At 56.1% G+C, this 16,770-nt stretch carries 16 protein-coding genes and 1 tRNA gene; 6 read left to right on the forward strand and 11 right to left on the reverse strand.

What is annotated here, in order from left to right; genetic code table 11:
• Nucleotides 1–215 (reverse strand): class II fructose-bisphosphate aldolase (locus ACOYIE_RS03715; protein ID WP_433410818.1); only part of this gene is annotated, 215 nt, incomplete at its 3' end.
• Nucleotides 216–455: 240 nt separating this feature from the next.
• On the opposite strand from ACOYIE_RS03715, the gene ACOYIE_RS03720 reads away from it, so the two are divergent.
• The 4 genes from ACOYIE_RS03720 (at nucleotide 456) to ACOYIE_RS03735 (ending at nucleotide 4,396) form a co-directional block, all read left to right on the forward strand.
• Nucleotides 456–1,697 carry a 6-phosphofructokinase gene (locus ACOYIE_RS03720; protein ID WP_433410819.1) on the forward strand — a complete coding sequence of 414 codons (1,242 nt, stop codon included), beginning with the start codon at nucleotides 456–458 and terminating at the stop codon, nucleotides 1,695–1,697.
• A gap of 97 nt (nucleotides 1,698–1,794) precedes the next feature.
• Entirely contained in the window at nucleotides 1,795–2,472 is a 678-nt protein-coding gene (locus ACOYIE_RS03725; protein ID WP_433410820.1) for a hypothetical protein, read from the forward strand.
• A gap of 171 nt (nucleotides 2,473–2,643) precedes the next feature.
• Nucleotides 2,644–3,969: a replication-associated recombination protein A gene (locus ACOYIE_RS03730; RefSeq protein ID WP_433410821.1), complete on the forward strand. Its 1,326-nt coding sequence runs from the start codon at nucleotides 2,644–2,646 to the stop codon at nucleotides 3,967–3,969.
• A 4-nt stretch (nucleotides 3,970–3,973) separates the two neighbouring features.
• Nucleotides 3,974–4,396 carry a hypothetical protein gene (locus ACOYIE_RS03735; protein WP_433410822.1) on the forward strand — a complete coding sequence of 141 codons (423 nt, stop codon included), beginning with the start codon at nucleotides 3,974–3,976 and terminating at the stop codon, nucleotides 4,394–4,396.
• Nucleotides 4,397–4,428: 32 nt separating this feature from the next.
• Here ACOYIE_RS03735 and ACOYIE_RS03740 read toward each other — a convergent pair whose 3' ends face one another.
• The gene (locus ACOYIE_RS03740; RefSeq protein WP_433410833.1) at nucleotides 4,429–6,087 is read right to left on the reverse strand and encodes a glutamine--tRNA ligase/YqeY domain fusion protein; all 1,659 of its coding nucleotides are present in this window, start codon (nucleotides 6,085–6,087) and stop codon (nucleotides 4,429–4,431) included.
• Nucleotides 6,088–6,120: 33 nt separating this feature from the next.
• Nucleotides 6,121–7,773, reverse strand: a complete 1,653-nt coding sequence (gene gltX, locus ACOYIE_RS03745; RefSeq protein ID WP_433410823.1) for a glutamate--tRNA ligase — start codon at nucleotides 7,771–7,773, stop codon at nucleotides 6,121–6,123.
• 180 nt (nucleotides 7,774–7,953) lie between these two features.
• Here gltX and ACOYIE_RS03750 point away from each other — a divergent pair, with 180 nt between their 5' ends.
• Entirely contained in the window at nucleotides 7,954–8,703 is a 750-nt protein-coding gene (locus tag ACOYIE_RS03750; protein ID WP_433410824.1) for an alpha/beta hydrolase, read from the forward strand.
• Nucleotides 8,704–8,845: 142 nt separating this feature from the next.
• Entirely contained in the window at nucleotides 8,846–9,946 is a 1,101-nt protein-coding gene (locus ACOYIE_RS03755; RefSeq protein ID WP_433410825.1) for a glycerol dehydrogenase, read from the forward strand.
• Between the two features lie 274 nt (nucleotides 9,947–10,220).
• Here the strand turns inward: ACOYIE_RS03755 and ACOYIE_RS03760 are convergent, their stop codons facing one another.
• The 8 genes from ACOYIE_RS03760 to ACOYIE_RS03795 form a co-directional block, all read right to left on the reverse strand.
• Nucleotides 10,221–11,555, reverse strand: coding sequence for an MATE family efflux transporter (locus tag ACOYIE_RS03760; RefSeq protein WP_433410826.1), 1,335 nt, complete (start codon nucleotides 11,553–11,555; stop codon nucleotides 10,221–10,223).
• Nucleotides 11,556–11,727: 172 nt separating this feature from the next.
• Nucleotides 11,728–12,474, reverse strand: a complete 747-nt coding sequence (locus ACOYIE_RS03765) for an amino acid ABC transporter ATP-binding protein (RefSeq protein WP_433410827.1) — start codon at nucleotides 12,472–12,474, stop codon at nucleotides 11,728–11,730.
• Nucleotides 12,461–13,138, reverse strand: coding sequence for an amino acid ABC transporter permease (locus ACOYIE_RS03770; RefSeq protein ID WP_433410828.1), 678 nt, complete (start codon nucleotides 13,136–13,138; stop codon nucleotides 12,461–12,463). Before ACOYIE_RS03770 ends, ACOYIE_RS03765 begins: the two co-directional genes overlap by 14 nt.
• 79 nt (nucleotides 13,139–13,217) lie before the next feature.
• A complete protein-coding gene (locus tag ACOYIE_RS03775; protein ID WP_433410829.1) occupies nucleotides 13,218–14,033 on the reverse strand; it encodes a transporter substrate-binding domain-containing protein in 816 nt (271 codons plus the stop codon).
• Between the two features lie 209 nt (nucleotides 14,034–14,242).
• The gene (locus tag ACOYIE_RS03780) at nucleotides 14,243–14,833 is read right to left on the reverse strand and encodes an AAA family ATPase (RefSeq protein WP_433410830.1); all 591 of its coding nucleotides are present in this window, start codon (nucleotides 14,831–14,833) and stop codon (nucleotides 14,243–14,245) included.
• A gap of 161 nt (nucleotides 14,834–14,994) precedes the next feature.
• Nucleotides 14,995–15,085 (reverse strand) — tRNA-Ser (locus ACOYIE_RS03785).
• 87 nt (nucleotides 15,086–15,172) lie between these two features.
• Nucleotides 15,173–16,318: a phosphodiester glycosidase family protein gene (locus tag ACOYIE_RS03790; RefSeq protein ID WP_433410831.1), complete on the reverse strand. Its 1,146-nt coding sequence runs from the start codon at nucleotides 16,316–16,318 to the stop codon at nucleotides 15,173–15,175.
• An 82-nt stretch (nucleotides 16,319–16,400) separates the two neighbouring features.
• A partial coding sequence (locus tag ACOYIE_RS03795) for a hypothetical protein (RefSeq protein ID WP_433410832.1) occupies nucleotides 16,401–16,770 on the reverse strand: 370 nt, incomplete at its 5' end.

Here is a 16,770-nt window from a genome sequence, read left to right on the forward strand (position 1 = left end):
TCCTTCACGGCAGCCTCCACCATCTTAACCAGATAGGTGTGGTTGGCATACGCGCGCGCGCCCTTGGAAACCTGCAGAACAACCGGGCTCTTCTGCTCCTGGCAGGCCTCGGTAATGCCCTGAACAATCTCCATGTTGTTCACGTTGAAAGCGCCGACAGCATAACCGCCAGCATACGCTTTCTTAAACATCTCGGCAGTGGTAACTAATGGCATGGTAAACTTCCTTTCCTAACAAAGATTGGCTTTTCGCCTAAATCTTTTTTTATTCTATCAGGCTGCACTGTCAAAATCAAGTCCAAGCCCGTAAAAAAGCCCATAAATTTTTCTTTGAAACCGTTCCCGAATTGGGCGGTTTTCCATTGATTTTATCCTGTTTTTATGATAGTCTTATTATGAAAGAAAATGCAGTGAGCTTTCTCTGCATTTGAATTTGTTAGGAGGTACTACAAAATTATGAGTGAACTTAAAGGCGCTTGCGTCATCGGCCAGTCGGGCGGCCCGACCTCGGTCATCAATTCTTCCGTGCTCGGCGCGCTGGAAACCGCGCTGGACAATCCGAATATCACCCGCGTATTCGGCATGGCTCACGGCATCAAGGGTCTGCTGAATGACGAACTGTACGACATCGACCAGGAAGACCGCGACGAGCTGGCGCTGCTGCGCTACACCCCGTCCTCCGCTCTTGGTTCCTGCCGTTACAAGCTGGCCGACCCCGATGTGGACGACACCGATTACAAGCGTATCCTCGAGATTTTCAAGAAGTACGATATCCGCTACTTCTTCTATAACGGCGGCAACGATTCGATGGATACCTGCAACAAGGTTTCCAAGTACATGATGAAGTCCGGCTACGAGTGCCGCGTCATGGGCATCCCGAAGACCATCGACAACGACCTGTTCGGCACCGACCACTGCCCGGGCTTTGCCTCTGCCGCCAAGTACATTGCTACCTCCTGCATGGAAATTTATCAGGATGCCCGCGTGTATGACACCGGCATGGTCTGCATCGTTGAAATCATGGGCCGTCACGCCGGCTGGCTGGCTGGCGCTGCCGGTCTGGCTACCGCAATGGGCGCAGGTCCTGACCTGGTTTACCTGCCGGAGACCGACTTTGACATGCAGAAGTTCCTGGCGGATGTAAAGCGCATCTATGAAGAGAAAGGCAACTGCCTGGTTGCCGTTTCCGAAGGCATCCACTATGCGGACGGTTCCTTCGTATCCGAGGCCAAGACCTCCGCGACCGACGGCTTCGGCCACGCACAGCTCGGCGGTCTGGCTTCCATGCTGGCAGATACCGTTAAGAACGAGCTGGGCTGCAAGGTCCGCGGCATTGAGCTGAGCCTGCTGCAGCGCTGCGCTGCGCACTGCGCTTCCAAGACCGACGTGGACGAGTCCTACATGTCCGGCAAGGCTGCGGTTGAGAATGCAGTTGCCGGCAAGACCGACTTCATGCCCGGCTTCAAGTGCACCCGCGACGCAAACGGCTACCACTGCGAAATTGAGCTGTTCCCGCTGTCCGAAGTTGCCAACACCGAAAAGAAGGTTCCGCGCGACTGGATCAACGAAGAAGGCAACGGCGTGAACGAGAAGTTCATCGAGTACGCGCTGCCGCTGGTAAACGGCGACAATGTAGGCCCCAAGGTAAACGGCCTGCCGCGTTTTGCCAACCTCAAGAAGATCAAGGCGGAAGCCTAAATCAAAGATACGCGCTCTGCTGCGCGAAATCGTGCCGAAACAGGCAGGGCCGCAAACGATCCTGCCTGTTTTCATTCGCAAATGGAGGGATATCCATATGGCAAAACGCAGTACTACACCGCTGCTGGTTGCTTTATCGGTGGTTGCATGGCTGGCTGCCAGCCTGTATCTGACCGAAATTTCCGGCCGGTATGACGATGCCGTTCTTTCCAATCCTTTCTATTTTTGGTTCTTCGCGCCAATCGAGCTGACAATATGCTGGTTGAGCAGCGGCGAAACCGCGCCGCGCAAGCCGTCCCGCACGGGCGATGTGCTGGCGTTTTTTGTTTTCACAGCGCTCGCGTTTCTGCTTTTTTGTCAGCCGGGCGAACTGCAGCGGCTGCCCTATCTGCTGTATGGCTGGTGGTTTGCTTTTCTGCTCTTTTTCCTGCTGATTGCGGCGCTGTATCGGCACACCCCATACCGCCGCCCCAGAAAACCGCAGCAACCGCAGCCCCCTCTGCGCGGGGCAGCCATCGTGGTGCTGCTGCTGTATCTCTCCATAGCGCTTATCACGGCGCTCTATCTTGCCGTGCTGCATCCCGTCAGCGTGGAGCAAATCACGCCCATCGGGGAGGCCGAAGGCGGCCGCTTCATCGGCCGTATCAACGGCGACCAGCCTGAGACCCCGCTCGGCGTCTACTTTTTCGCAGATCAGGACGCTGACCACTGGTATTACTATGATGTGCTGACCGGCGCGCCGGTTGATTACCACGATCCGCTCAAACCCAATTGAGGCTTTTTATCAAAGCCTCAATTTTTTTGCAGTAATTTTCCTGCATATCGAATCACCGAAAAACCGCCACGCGCACAGCTTCCTTCCTGTTTCCAAAGCGTTTTTCTCATCTTGCAGGAACATTTGTTCGGTGGTATAATGAGATGACCGAACACAAAGGAGGTGCGCACCATGGAACAGCAGACCCTGTTCGGCGGCTATGACAGCCGCCCCCTCGCGGCACGGCTGCGTCCGCAGACGCTCGATGAATTTGTCGGCCAGACCCATCTGCTTGGCCAGGGCAAAGTGCTGCGCCGTCTGATCGAAAACGACCAAATTTCCTCCATGATTTTCTGGGGGCCGCCCGGTGTGGGCAAAACCACGCTTGCACGCATCATCGCAAACCGCACCAAGGCTTCCTTCATTGATTTTTCCGCCGTGACGAGCGGCATCAAAGAAATCCGGCAGGTCATGCAGCAAGCGGAGGACAACCGCCGCTTCGGCGAGCGCACAATCGTATTCGTGGACGAGATCCACCGCTTCAACAAAGCGCAGCAGGACGCCTTTCTTCCCTTCGTTGAAAAGGGCAGCATCATCCTGATCGGCGCAACGACCGAGAATCCCTCGTTTGAGGTCAACGGCGCCCTTTTATCGCGCTGCAAGGTATTTGTTTTGCAGGCGCTGGCCACCGGCGACCTCACCGCTCTGCTCTCCCGCGCGCTCACCGACCCGCGCGGTTTCGGCGGTCAGCAAATCAGCATGGCGCCTGATATGCTGGAGGCGATTGCAAATTTTGCAAACGGCGATGCGCGCAGCGCACTTTCCACGCTGGAAATGGTCGTCCTCAATGGCGATACGGACGGCGACACCGTCACTGTCTCCCCAGAGACCCTTGCACAGTGCATTTCCAAAAAGTCTCTGCTGTATGACAAATCCGGCGAGGAGCACTATAACCTGATCTCCGCCCTGCACAAAAGCATGCGCAACTCCGATCCGGATGCGGCGGTCTACTGGCTCGCCCGCATGCTGGAAGCCGGCGAAGACCCGCTCTATATCGCACGGCGCGTTACCCGTTTTGCCAGCGAAGATATCGGCATGGCGGATTCCCGCGCGCTCGAAGTCGCGGTGGCTGCCTATCAGGCCTGCCACCTCATCGGCATGCCGGAATGCTCGGTCCATCTGACGCATGCCGTGGTCTATTTGTCGCTTGCCCCCAAGTCCAACGCATTGTACACAGCCTATGAAACCGCCAAAAAGGACGCGCTCACCCAGTTGGCCGAACCCGTGCCGCTTGTCATCCGCAACGCGCCCACCCGTCTGATGAAAGAGCTGGAATACGGAAAAGGCTATCAATATGCCCACGATGCTGCCGACAAGCTGACCAATATGCAGTGTCTGCCCGATTCCCTTACAGGACGGGAGTACTACCGGCCGACCGAACAGGGGCTGGAAGCCAAATACAAGGCGCGGCTCGAACAGATTAAGGCCTGGAAACAACAGCACAAAAGCAGGGAGTGATACGATGTTCCCCAATAGCGACAGCTTATCTCATGCGCTGGAACACTTGCTGGAAACCCTCACCCCCGCCGAAATTGTTCCCGACGCAGCCCCCTCTGCCCCCATCCTCTGTGACAGTTTTGCCGATTGGAAACGTCTGCTGGCCGAGCAGCTCCACACCGCACAGACCTTTGAAATTCACTGCTGGGCAGAGGAAACCGATGCCATCCAGCTTGCGCTGCAATACGGCACACGCAAGGATACCGGCTGGCAATACGGCACGGTCATTGCCGGTCCCGTCACACCGGCTTTTACGCAGATGCTGCTTCACTTGCCGCAGCCAAGCGACACACATCCTGATGCCAAAAAAACGCCGTTTTTCTCTATTTTTCTGGATAATGGATTCAGCGCGTCACATTACGGCACAGAAATCTATCAGAAAATATAAAAAGCACCCGAAAAGGGTGCTTTTTATATTTGTTACTTTTGCAGTGTCTTGGCAAAGCTGTCCTTCAGGGTGACGATCCGGTTAAACCGTCCCGGCTCCCGATCCTTGACATAGTATCCCATGCGGACAAACTGGAAGCGTTCGCCCTCCTTGGCCCCCGCCAGCGACGGCTCCAGCTTGCAGCCGGTCAGCTTTTTCAGCGATTCCGGATTGAGATAATCCAGATAATCCTTGCCTTCGGGCAAGTCATTTGCATTTTCAATGGTCAGCAGATTATCATACAGATACAGATCCGCATCGACCGCATGTGCCGCCGATACCCAGTGGATCGTGCCCTTGACCTTGCGGCCATCCGCCGGCATCCCGTTGCCGGTCTCCAGATCGGCCGTGCAGCGGATCTCCGTAATTTCGCCGTTTTCATCCTTGATGATCTCGCTGCATTTTACGATATACGCCCCCATCAGGCGGACTTCTCCATCCGGCTTGAGGCGCTGGAACTTCGGAGGCGGCACCTCGGCAAAGTCGCTCTTTTCGATATACAGCTCGCGCGTGAACGGCACCTTGCGCGTACCCGCCGCTTCGCTGCGCGGGTTGTTCGGCACCTCAAACTCCTCGCACTTGTCCGCCGGATAGTTGGTAATGACCAGCTTGACCGGCTCGGTCACCGCCATGCGGCGCAGCGCGGTTTCATTCAGCTCCTCGCGGATGCAGTGCTCGAGCAGCTTGATATCGACCAGCGAATCCGCCTTGGCCACGCCCGCGCGCTGTACAAAGTCCAGAATAGCGCTCGGCGTATAACCGCGGCGGCGCAGTGCGCACAGCGTGGGCATACGCGGATCGTCCCAGCCCTCCACATGATGCTCAAACACAAGCTGGCGCAGGTAACGCTTGCTCATAACCGTGTGCGTCATGTTCAGGCGGGCAAACTCACGCTGCTTGGGGTGATGCGGTAGCGGGCAGTTGTCCACGACCCACTCATACAGCGGACGGTGGTTTTCAAATTCAATCGAACACATCGAGTGCGTAATGCCCTCAATCGCATCCTGAATCGGGTGGGCAAAGTCATACAGCGGATAGATGCACCAGGTATCCCCCTGCCGGTGGTGATGCGCCCGCACAATGCGGTAGATCGCCGGATCGCGCAGGTTCATATTCGGGCTTGCCATGTCAATCTTGGCGCGCAGCGTCTTGGCGCCGTCTGCGAACTTGCCGTCGCGCATCTCCTGAAAGAGCTGCAGGTTCTCCTCCACCGAGCGGCTGCGGTACGGGCTTTCCTTACCCGGCACGGTCAGCGTGCCGCGGTAAGCGCGCATTTCATCCTGCGTCAGATCGTCTACATACGCCTTCCCATCGCGGATGAGCTGCACAGCACATTCGTAGCAGGTCTCAAAATAATCCGAACCGTAGTATACACCGCCGGTCGGCTCCTCGCCGGTCAGCCACTTGATATCCTCCCAGATGGAGTCTACATACTCGGTATCCTCCTTGACCGGATTGGTATCATCGTAGCGCAGGTTGAACAGGCCGTTGTATTTTTTCGCAATCGACCAGTTGATGAAGATCGCCTTGGCCGAGCCGATGTGCAGATAGCCGTTCGGCTCAGGCGGAAAGCGGGTATGGATTTTTTCATTCAGACCTGCCGCGATATCCTCATCGATGATCTCGGTCAGAAAGTTGTTTACGTTTTCCATCATAGCGTTATCTTTCCCCCAAAAAGGTTTCAATTAAAGCGCATCCGCGCATTTTTCCAGTCGCTCCAGCACCTTTTCACGGCCCATAATACCCATGACCGTCTGCAAATCGGGTGCATTCTGCCGGCCGGCAACCGCTACGCGGATCACCATGGATACATCGCCTACCGCACCCTTATACTGCTCAGGCGCCGCCTTATAGGCCTTGGTATCCGCCGCATAGCCGTGCGCGGCAGAAATCTGCTTCATCTTCTCGAAAAAGCCGTCCGGCGTATCATTTTCGTCAAAAACACCGGCAAAGTCAGCCAGAATCGCCTTCGCATCGGCCGCAGAGACCCGCTCGGGCATGGTATAATCCGGCTGGAACAGCTCGTCAAACATAAAATCCATATAGCCCTTGGCATCCGACCAGAGCGCCAGATCCTTGCGCGGCTTTTTGCCGCCGCGGCCGATCGCCAGATACGCGCGGCTCATCGCAGGATCACGGGTCAGCAGCGTGTGGAATGCCGGATCGTTTTCCGCGCTCCATGCGGCAATATAATCGTAAACCGTATCGGCGGACATCCGCGAGATCACATTTTTGGATACATCGCGCAGCTTTTCAATATCGAACAGCGCGCCCGAACCGCTCATCTTTTTGGTGCTGAACGGGAAATCATTCATCGGCAGGTCGGGGTTGGCGCGCCGCCACTCCTCAAAGTTGGAGTTCAAAAGCGTCATCAGGTATTCCAGCACCGCCGGCACCGGATACCCTTCCTTGGCATAGAAGGTCAGCGCCAGCTCGGGGTCCTTGCGCTTGGACAGCTTGCGCTTGCCGCCGGTCTCCGGATCGATCTTCATCAGCTGGGCGGTGTGCGCATACTTGGGCGCCTTCCAGCCCATCGCGCGGAACAGCTGCAAATGCACCGGCAGGGTGGCAAGCCACTCCTCCCCGCGGACAACAACCGTCGTCCCCATCAGGTGATCGTCCACCACATGCGCAAAATGATAGGTCGGGATGCCGTCCGACTTGAGGATGACCACATCCTGATCGTTTTCCGTGACCTCCATCTTGCCCTTGACCAGATCCTCATGCCGGATCTTGTTTTCAATACTGCCCTCCGAACGGAAGCGGACCACATAGGGCGTGCCCTTTTTCAGCTCTGCCTCGATCTCCTCCATCGGCCGGCCGCGCCACACCGCGTACTTTCCGTAATAGCCGAAATTCTCCTTATTCGCCTCCTGCTGCTGGTGCGCGGCAGCCAGCTCTTCCTCCGTGCAGAAGCAGGGATACGCCATGCCGCGTTCGACCAGACTCTTGACAAATGTCTGATAGATCTCCGCGCGCAGGCTCTGCCGGTAGGGACCGTATACGCCGTTGTCCCCCTCAAGCGTTGCGCCCTCGTCGAACGGCAGGCCGAACGACCGGAAAGCGTCGAGGATCATCTGCACGCCGCCCTCCACTTCGCGCTTGTGGTCGGTATCCTCAATGCGCAGATAAAACACGCCGCCCGACTGATGCGCCAGCCGTTCATCCACCAGCGCGCCGTACAGATTGCCCAGATGCATAAAGCCCGTCGGGCTTGGTCCCATGCGGGTGACCTTGGCGCCCTCGGGCAATTCGCGTTTTGGATAGCGTGCCTCAATCTCTTCGGGCGTAGTTTTGATATGCGGAAACAGCAGCTCCGCCAAACGGTTGTAATCCATCTATATTTCACTCCAAATCCAATCGGGTGCAATTACCCACGATAGGTTTATTTTAACATAGCGGCTATTGGCGCGCAAGGCCAAAAAGCACACCAATCGACATAGTTTTGTCCTTCTTTTTTTGACAGCACCGGTTTTTCCGCGTATACTTCTCTTAAAGTATATCCATGGGGGTGCAAAATGAACCAGATTTCCATTCCCTCGCCGGAGGGATACGCCATTCCCTGCCTGTATCAGATCACCGGCGGCGAACAGCGCGTCTGTCTCGTCAGTCACGGCTTTGGCAGCAGCAAACGCAGTCCCACCGCGCTGCGTTTGTTTGAAGCCCTGCCTTCTGCCGGATTCGGCGTCCTTGCCTTTGACTTTGCCGCCCACGGCGACAGTCCGGCGGACGGACAATCGCTTTCGGTGACGGGCTGCCTGCACGATCTTGCCGCTGCTGAGGCTTTTGCGCGCAGCCGCGCACCCGGGGCGGAAATTGTTTATTTTTCCTCCAGTTTCGGCGCCTATATCAACCTGCTGTATCTGGCGCGCAAAACAGACCGGCGCTGCAAGGCCTTTCTGCGCGCCGCAGCCATTGAAATGCCGCACCTGTTCGATCACCGCAGCCCTGCCGCCGAACAAAGTCTGCGCCGGTGCGGCTGGTTTGTGCCCGACTATCCCTATGCGCGCCCCATGCGCCTGACGCAGCGTTTTTTGGATGAAATGGCCGAAAACGACGTGTTTGACCGTTATACCGGCCGCCATCACATCGCCATGGCGCACGGCGGCGCAGATGAAACCGCCTGCTGCGCCGCTGCCCAGCGCTTTGCGGAGGTTTTTGGTGCGGAACTGACCGTATTTCCGGACGAGGGACACCGTCTGGATGGCGCAGGCGTACCCGATCGCGTGGTCCAGCTTGCGACGGATTTTTATTTGCAGCCGCGTTAATCCAAAACCCGCGCAAAATAAACCCATCATTTAACCAAAATGTTCTTTCTTTTCTCACGCACTCATGGTATAATTTTGCTATCTGGAAAACAAGACGTTTCTCACCCGATTCAGATGAACCAACAGAAAGGATGACAAAACCATGGCTATCGCAATAAAGGGCCCTGGCCGTTATGTACAGGGGCCGGGCGAACGCAAAAATCTCGGCAAAAGCGTAAAGAAGATGGGCAGCAAATTCTATCTGCTCTGCTCCCCCGGCGGCAAAAAGCGTTTTGGCGATGAGGTCGCGCAAAGCCTGACCGACGCGGAAAAAGAGGTTGTATTCGGCGAGTTCCACGGCGAAGCGACCAAGGACGAAGTATTTGCGCATATGGACGCCGTCAAGGAAAACGGCTGCGACGCTGTCATCGGCATGGGCGGCGGCAAGGTGATTGACACCGCCAAGGCGGTTGCGGAAAATCTGGGCGGCCTGCCCTGCATTATCATGCCGACCGTTGCTTCAAACGATTCCCCCTGCTCCGGCGTTGCTGTACTGTATAATGAAGAGGGCGTTGTAATTAAGGCCGTTATGATGCGCCGCAGCCCTGACCTGGTTGTTGCGGATACCGAAATCCTTGCGCAGTCTCCGGCCCGCCTGCTCTCCGCCGGCATGGGCGACGCGCTCTCCACCTGGTTTGAAGCCCGCGCCTGCCTGAAGAACAAGGTCAAGACCATGGCGCGCGGTCTGGCGACCGAAACCGTCACCATGATGAGCCGCCTGTGCTATGACCTGCTGCTGCAATACGGCGGCGAGGCGCTGGACGGTGTTAAGCGCGGCGAACGCACCGAAGCGCTCGAAAAGGTTGTGGAGGCCAACATTCTGCTTTCCGGCATCGGCTTTGAAAGCGGCGGTCTGGCCGCAGCGCATGCCATCAACGATGGCTTTGCGCAGGAGCCGCAGGCACACGGCATGTATCACGGTGAAAAGGTTGCCTTTGGTCTGCTGACGCAGCTTGTGCTGGAAAAGGCTGACCAGAAGGAAATGGACGAAGTGCTTGCGTTTATGAAGCGCGTTGACCTTCCCATGACCCTGGCGCAGCTTGGCGTAACGGATATTGTGGAGGAAAATCTGCGCAAGGTGGCTGAAGCCGCGTGCGTACCCACCCAGTCAACCAAGAATCTTTCTCCTGATATCACCGCGGAAGACGTTTATCAGGCAATTCTCGAAGCGGACCGTATCGGCGCCGCCTACCTGCAAAAATAACTAATCTGCCGGTCTCTCTTAATCGGAAAAGCGCTTTACCAGCGACGAGCAGTACGCGCGGCAGCGCGCATCCAACGGCATTTGCTCTGCAAATGCACAAAAGCTGAGGGCGTGTACCTCAGCTTTTGCACTTTCAGAGAGAAAAAGTTTCCGCACGGGAACTTTTTCTCGTCCGTGTTTGGCATATACCAAACACAGATTGTCGGAAAAACGCCAGTTTTTCGACAGACTCAGACCGGCAGGCCTTCGGCCTGCCGGTCTCTTTTTCAATGCATTACCCCGCTGTTTTTTGCTGCATACGCCGACGGACGATCCCATAGCAAATCGCATGCACCGCAGCTGTCAGCGCCCACGATACCGGATAGGAAAGATACAGCGTATTGAGCGCCGGACTCCATTGAAATACGGTTGCAATCCACACCACCCTGAAAAGACATGCACCCGAAAGCGATACGAGCATCGGCATGACGGCATATCCCATGCCGCGCAGCACACCCATCAGCGTATCCATAACGCCGCACAAAAAGTACGTTGTACAGGTGACGGCAAGACGCTCCATACCGCGCGCAATCACGTCCGCTTCCGGCGAATAAATGCCGAGCAGCGGACGCCCGAACAGATATGCGCCCCATCCCATCACCAATCCAACCGCTGATGCCAGTCCCAGGCAGCAAAGCAGTATCCGGCTGATGCGCTCCGTCTTGCCGGCGCCCATATTCTGGCTGGTGAAGCTGACCGCCGCCTGATGCACCGCATTCATCGAGGTATAGATAAACCCCTCCACGCTGGCAGCCGCAGCGCTGCCCGCCATAGCCACCGACCCAAAGGCGTTGATGGACGACTGAATCAGCACATTGGAAAACGAAAACAGAGAAGACTGTATGCCGGCGGGCAGGCCAATCCGCAAAATGCGGGTCAGCTTGCTCTTATCAATATGCAGCGCGTGCACGCTCAAATGGCACGGGCCGTCCATCTGCGTCAGGCAGTACAGCACCAGTCCTGCTGAAATCACCTGGGAAATCACCGTAGCCAGCGCCACCCCTGCCACACTGAGCTTGCATACAATCACAAAAAACAGATTAAGCGGCACATTCACGCATCCCGCTATTGCCAGAAAATACAGCGGCCGGCGGGTATCGCCGACAGCGCGCAGCAAAGCGCTGCCAAAGTTATAGGCCATCGTCGCCGGCATACCGCAAAAATAAATCCGCAGATAGAGCGTTGATAAATCAATGACGTCTTCCGGGCTGTCCATCAGAAGCAGCAGGCGCCGCGCCAGCACCAGACCGACCGCAATCAGCAGCACACCCGAAACCAGACTCATCAAAACAGCGGTATGCACCGTTTTTTCCGTATCTTCCAGTGAGCGCGCGCCCCAGTCGTGCGCCATCACAACATTTGCGCCAATGGATAATCCAATGAACAGGTTAACCATCAGGTTAATCAGCGCAGTGGTTGACCCAACCGCTGCAAGTGCCTCCTCACCGGCAAACCGCCCAACTACAATCACATCTGCCGCATTAAACGCAAGCTGCAGACAGCTTGATAAAATCAGCGGCACACTGAACTGCACAATTTTGGGCAGCAGCGGCCCGTTCAGCATATCCATGGTATACTTTCCCGATTTCATTCCACACCCCGCAATTCCCATCTGAAAAGAATGGTTTCCTTTTTTCCTTGCTTTATTGTACCACACGCGCTGCGCAAGCGCTATCCCTGTATCCCGCAGCGCACAAAAAAAAGACAGGAGCTGCGCTCCCGCCTTTTCTCCATATTCGCTGTTACAGAACTTTGCTCAAAAAGTCAATCGTGCGCTGCTCCTTCGGATGGTTGATCACCTCATCAGGTGTGCCCTGCTCCACGATGTATCCGCCTTCCATAAAGATAACGCGGCTGGCAACTTCACGCGCAAAGCCGATTTCATGCGTCACCACAACCATGGTCATGCCTTCCCTGGCAAGGTTCTTCATAACCTGCAAAACTTCGCCGACCATCTCAGGGTCAAGCGCCGAAGTCGGTTCGTCAAACAGCATGATATCCGGATGCATGGCCAAGGCACGCGCAATGGCTACGCGCTGCTTCTGACCGCCCGAAAGCTGCGCCGGATAGGCTTCTGCCTTATCCGCCAGACCCACACGCCGGAGCAGCTGCATCGCAGTCTCATGCGCTTCTTCCTTGGTCGCCCTTTTCAGCTCGGTCGGCGCGAGCATCATGTTGCCCATCACGTCCAGGTTGTTAAACAGGTTAAACAGCTGGAACACCATGCCGACATTTTCGCGCACCTTATTGATATCCGTGCTCTTGTCCGTAATGTCATAGCCGTCCACAATCACGGTGCCGCCGGTGATTTCCTCCAGACGGTTCAGGCAGCGCAGAAAAGTGGACTTACCCGAACCGGACGGCCCCAAAATGACGACGACTTCGCCCTCATGAATGTCGATCGAAACGTCCTTGAGTACCTCAAGCGCGCCGAAATTTTTCTTCAAATGCTCCACATGGATTTTAACGTTTCCATTATTCTCGGCCACGGTTGATCCTCCTCTCCATTACCTTTGCAAAGCGGGACAGGATCGTAATGACGATCAGGTACATCACGCCGACGATAAACCATACGTTAAACGGGCTCATGGTGTTGGCCACCACGTTTTTCGCCGTGTTGACCAGTTCCGGAAAGCCGATGACCGACAGGATCGAGGTATCCTTCAGCGTAATGATGAACTGGTTGATGATCGACGGGATCATCGTCCGGATGGCCTGCGGCAGCACAACCTTCTGCATCGCCTTCCAGTACGGCAGGCCAAGGCTGCGGGCCGCTTCCATCTGCCCCTTATCCACGCTCTGGATACCGGCGCGGATGATCTCCGCCATGTAAGCGCCGCAGTTGAGTGCCAGCGCAACCGTACCGGCCTGCAGCGAGGTCAACACAAACCGATTGCCCGGGAATAGCCCGTGTACCAGCTCCGGAAAACCGAAAAAGATGAAAAACGCCAGCACAAGCATCGGCAGGCCGCGGATCACATCGACAAAGATGGTCGAAATGACATTGCAGACGCGGCTTTTTACTACGCTCATCAGTCCAAAAATCAGGCCCAGAATGCAGGCGAAGAACAGACCGCACAGCGCCAGCAGCAGCGTCTGGCCCATCGCCTCAAGCAGCAGCGGCCCATATCGGGTGATAATTTTGACAAGCAAGGGTCAGAACTCCTTTCAAAAAATAGGGGGCGCCGAAACCAAACAGCGCCCCCTGAAAATTCAGGTCAATCCGCTATAATCAACCCAGGTACTTGGCAATAATCTCGTCGTACTTGCCGTTTTCCTTGATGTTGGCCAGACCGGCGTTGAACATATCGAGCAGCTCCTGGTTGGCTTCGTTAAAAATTGCAAAGCCGTAGGGCGCGCCCTCATTCGCCGTGTCTTCCAGAATCTTCAGCGCCAGATCTCCATCCTTGATGGAAGAAGCCATAATCGGGGTATCCTCAAAGCAGGCGACTGCCTGACCGCCGAGAACCGCCTGATACATGGTGGGCGAATCCTCAAAGTAAACGATGTTGAAGCCGTACTCGTCCTTCAGGCTTTCCGCATAAGCGGCGCCCTGCGTACCGGTCTTAACCGCAACGTCCTTGTCCTTCAGGTCAGCAAAGCCGGTAATGTCGGAATCGGCGCCAACGGTCATGGTCTGGGTGGCCTGATAGTAACCGTCCGAGAAGAGCCAGCCGCTCTCCTTGCGCTCGTCAGTGATGGAGGCGCCGGCGATCAAACCGTCCGCCTGGCCCGCCTGGCATGCTGCCAGCGCAGCATCCCAGCCAAGGCTCTTCATCTCATACTTGAAGCCCTGGTCCTCTGCAACAGCGGCCACAATATCCACGTCAATACCGACGAATTTGCCGGAAGCGTCCGTGTACTCAAAGGGCTTGAAAACCGTATCCGATGCAATCACCCAGGTCTTGTCGCTTCCGGTGTCAGCAGCAGCGGAGTTGTCCTGCTGCGCGCCGGCGTCGGCGTCCTTCTGCGTGTCATTGGAATTGCCGCAGGCGGCCAGGCCGAATACCAGGCTGGCGGCCATCAGCAGGGAAAGTGCTTTTTTCATGTGTGATTCTCTCCTTTGCAAATTTCTCGGGTCGGAATCGCATGTCCTCAGCGCTTTCCGCACAGATTTACGATAAGTCAACCCCGAAACACAACAGGCGACAGCAGGATACCGTTCACCGCCATCGCCCAAGATGCCTGATGACATTATAGACCAAAACAGCGCCGCCGTCAAGCATACGGCGGCGCATTTCCAAAAAATCGACGGTTTTAAATGTGTTCTGCGGCCTTCAGAATATGTTCCAGCGCCGCGTCAATTCCCAGGCGGCTGGTACACAGCGTCATGTCATAATTGGTGGCATCCGCATAGCGGTGGCCGGTATAGCGCGTGCAATAGGTGTTTCTCGCCTTATCGACCGAGCGGATATTTGCCCGCACCTGTTCCTCCGTGGAGTCCGGCATCATACCGCACATCCGCTCCAGCCGCCACTCAAAATCCGCATGGACAAACACGCGCAGGCAGTGGTCAAACTCCCGCAGGATGTAATCGGCATTGCGGCCGACGATCACGCAGCTTTCCTTATCGGCCATCTCACGGATCGCTTTTACCTGCGCTTCCCACAATTTGTCGCTCAGCGGGCGGTTATAAAAATCAAACAGGCTTTGCGTCAGGCCAAAATCAACCGGCACACGCTCATCCCAGCGCCGAACCTCCTCCGGCGTCAAATCGCCCGAAGCCATTGCGGTGCGCAGAATCAGGTCCTTATTATAGAGCGGAATGCCCAGCGCCCTTGCCGTGCGCCGGCCAAGCTCCCCGCCGCCAGCGCCAAACTGCCGACTGATAGTGATAATCTTTTTCATAAGGGTTCCCTCCTGTTCTCCTCCATTATAGCCGACTGAAATCGTAAACGCAAGTCAAGCTTGCAGCAAAATCAGGCACGAAGCGCGCGGCAGTCCTTTTCTCTCCGTATGCAGGAAACGCGGCAAATAAAAAACCGCATCTTACAAAAGATGCGGTTTCATGGCGGAGAAGGTGGGATTCGAACCCACGTGCCGTTTTACCGACAACTCGATTTCGAGTCGAGCTCGTTATGACCACTTCGATACTTCTCCATTTCGCGCCTTACCAACAGGCGCTTAATTATTTTAGCACATTTCCGGCATTCAGGCAAGTCTTTTTTTCAAAATCCGTGCAATTCTTTACCGAACCAGAAAAGCATCCGGCAAGGTACGCCCTTCCGCATTCTGGGAAAGCGTCGTCGGGCTGGTAATTTCGCGCCCGTTATACACCATCACGGAAGACGAGCCGCCGTCCAGCATGGAAGCCTGGTAAGCGCCGTAGCTCTCCATAATCTCCCCGCAGCGCTCAATGGAAATGCCGAACGAGTGGAACTGACGCCCGTCCACCACCAGCATGATAACCGTCTTGTCCTTCGCCTGCCCAATTGCGGTACGGGGCTGCTGTTCATTCATGCCGGTACCCGCCACCATATTCTCTCCATTGATAATCAGCGCCGGATGGAACTCCACCGCGTCGCGCAGATGAGAAGTATCGCTGAAAGCGCCGACCTGCAGGTGGTCTTCCTCATCAAAGCCGATGATTTTCCACCCGTTTCCAACCGCGCCCTGCAATTGTTTCCCCTCGCTCTTGAGGAATCCATAGGGCAAACCGCCCGTGCCGTTTCCCTCATAATCGGCAAAGCCCGAAGCGTTGATACCCAGCATCGCGTCATAATCACGCACCATATCCATAACAAACGAGCCGTAGCTGAACAGTCCCGCGCAGGTGCCGACGATTACGCGCTCCGGCTTTTTACAGAGCGCAAGTTTGCCCGCATATTCCATGCCCAGCGAATCCTCGCCCCGCAGCTCCGCAATCAGAATGCCGTATTCCGCGTTGACCGCCAGCACCGTATCGCCCTGCACCGTTTTGATGCCTGTCTGATAGTCCCGCTTTGTCGCCTCGCCGATCAAATCAATATTGATATTCTCATATCCGTCGGCTATGTACTCCGGATTTTGCTCCAAAAATGCTTCAAAGCTGTCTCTGTCCAGTTCAGAGAAGGTTTTATAAAACTCCTCCTTCGGCGTGGAGACCGGCGCAGCGTCCGGCGTTGTCTGCCCGTCCGGTTCACTCCATGCGCTGGCCGCCCCCTCCTGCCGCTGGTTCATCAGATACCGTTTGAGCATCACTTCGTTGATGATATCCTCCGGAATGAACCAGGTCGCCAGCCACTGGTGCGTCATCGTACCCATCGCCGTTTCGATATACCACTCCCGCCAGCGCGTCACAAAATCATTCGGCGTATACAGCAAAAAGGGATAGACTACCGTCAAGCATATCATAAAAAAGCAGGTTATCCCTAAGGCTACTCGGTGTTTTGCGCCGTTCATCGTCCTGTTCTCCCCTTTTGCTTATCTTTCTGTTTTATCTGCCGCTGCGGCGATGGGACCGGCGGGCGCCCGTCCTTTTCTTTTCCGCTTTGCGGACCGGCGCCGCCGTTTTTTCTGTTTTCCCCTCCGGCGCAGGCGCTGCCGTGCGCGCCGCCAGCGCCGCCTCCACCTTTTTCCGAATACGCGCCGCCGCCTCTTCGCTCAACGCATACGCGCGTGAAGGCGTGTGCGCATCCACGCGAGGTTCATCCTTCTCAAAGCGTGCATAGGGGTCGTTTCTGCGCCCCCTGCCGCGGGAAGATGCCGAAGCACTGCGGCGGGTACGCGGCGCTGCCGCTTTGGCACGCTGCTCGCTCTGCGCCTCCGCCCGCTTCTGCTTTTGCGTCGTCTGTTTGGAAGCCGCG

The organism is Agathobaculum sp. (assembly GCF_050946325.1).
In the GTDB taxonomy this organism is placed as follows: Bacteria; Bacillota; Clostridia; order Oscillospirales; family Butyricicoccaceae; genus Agathobaculum.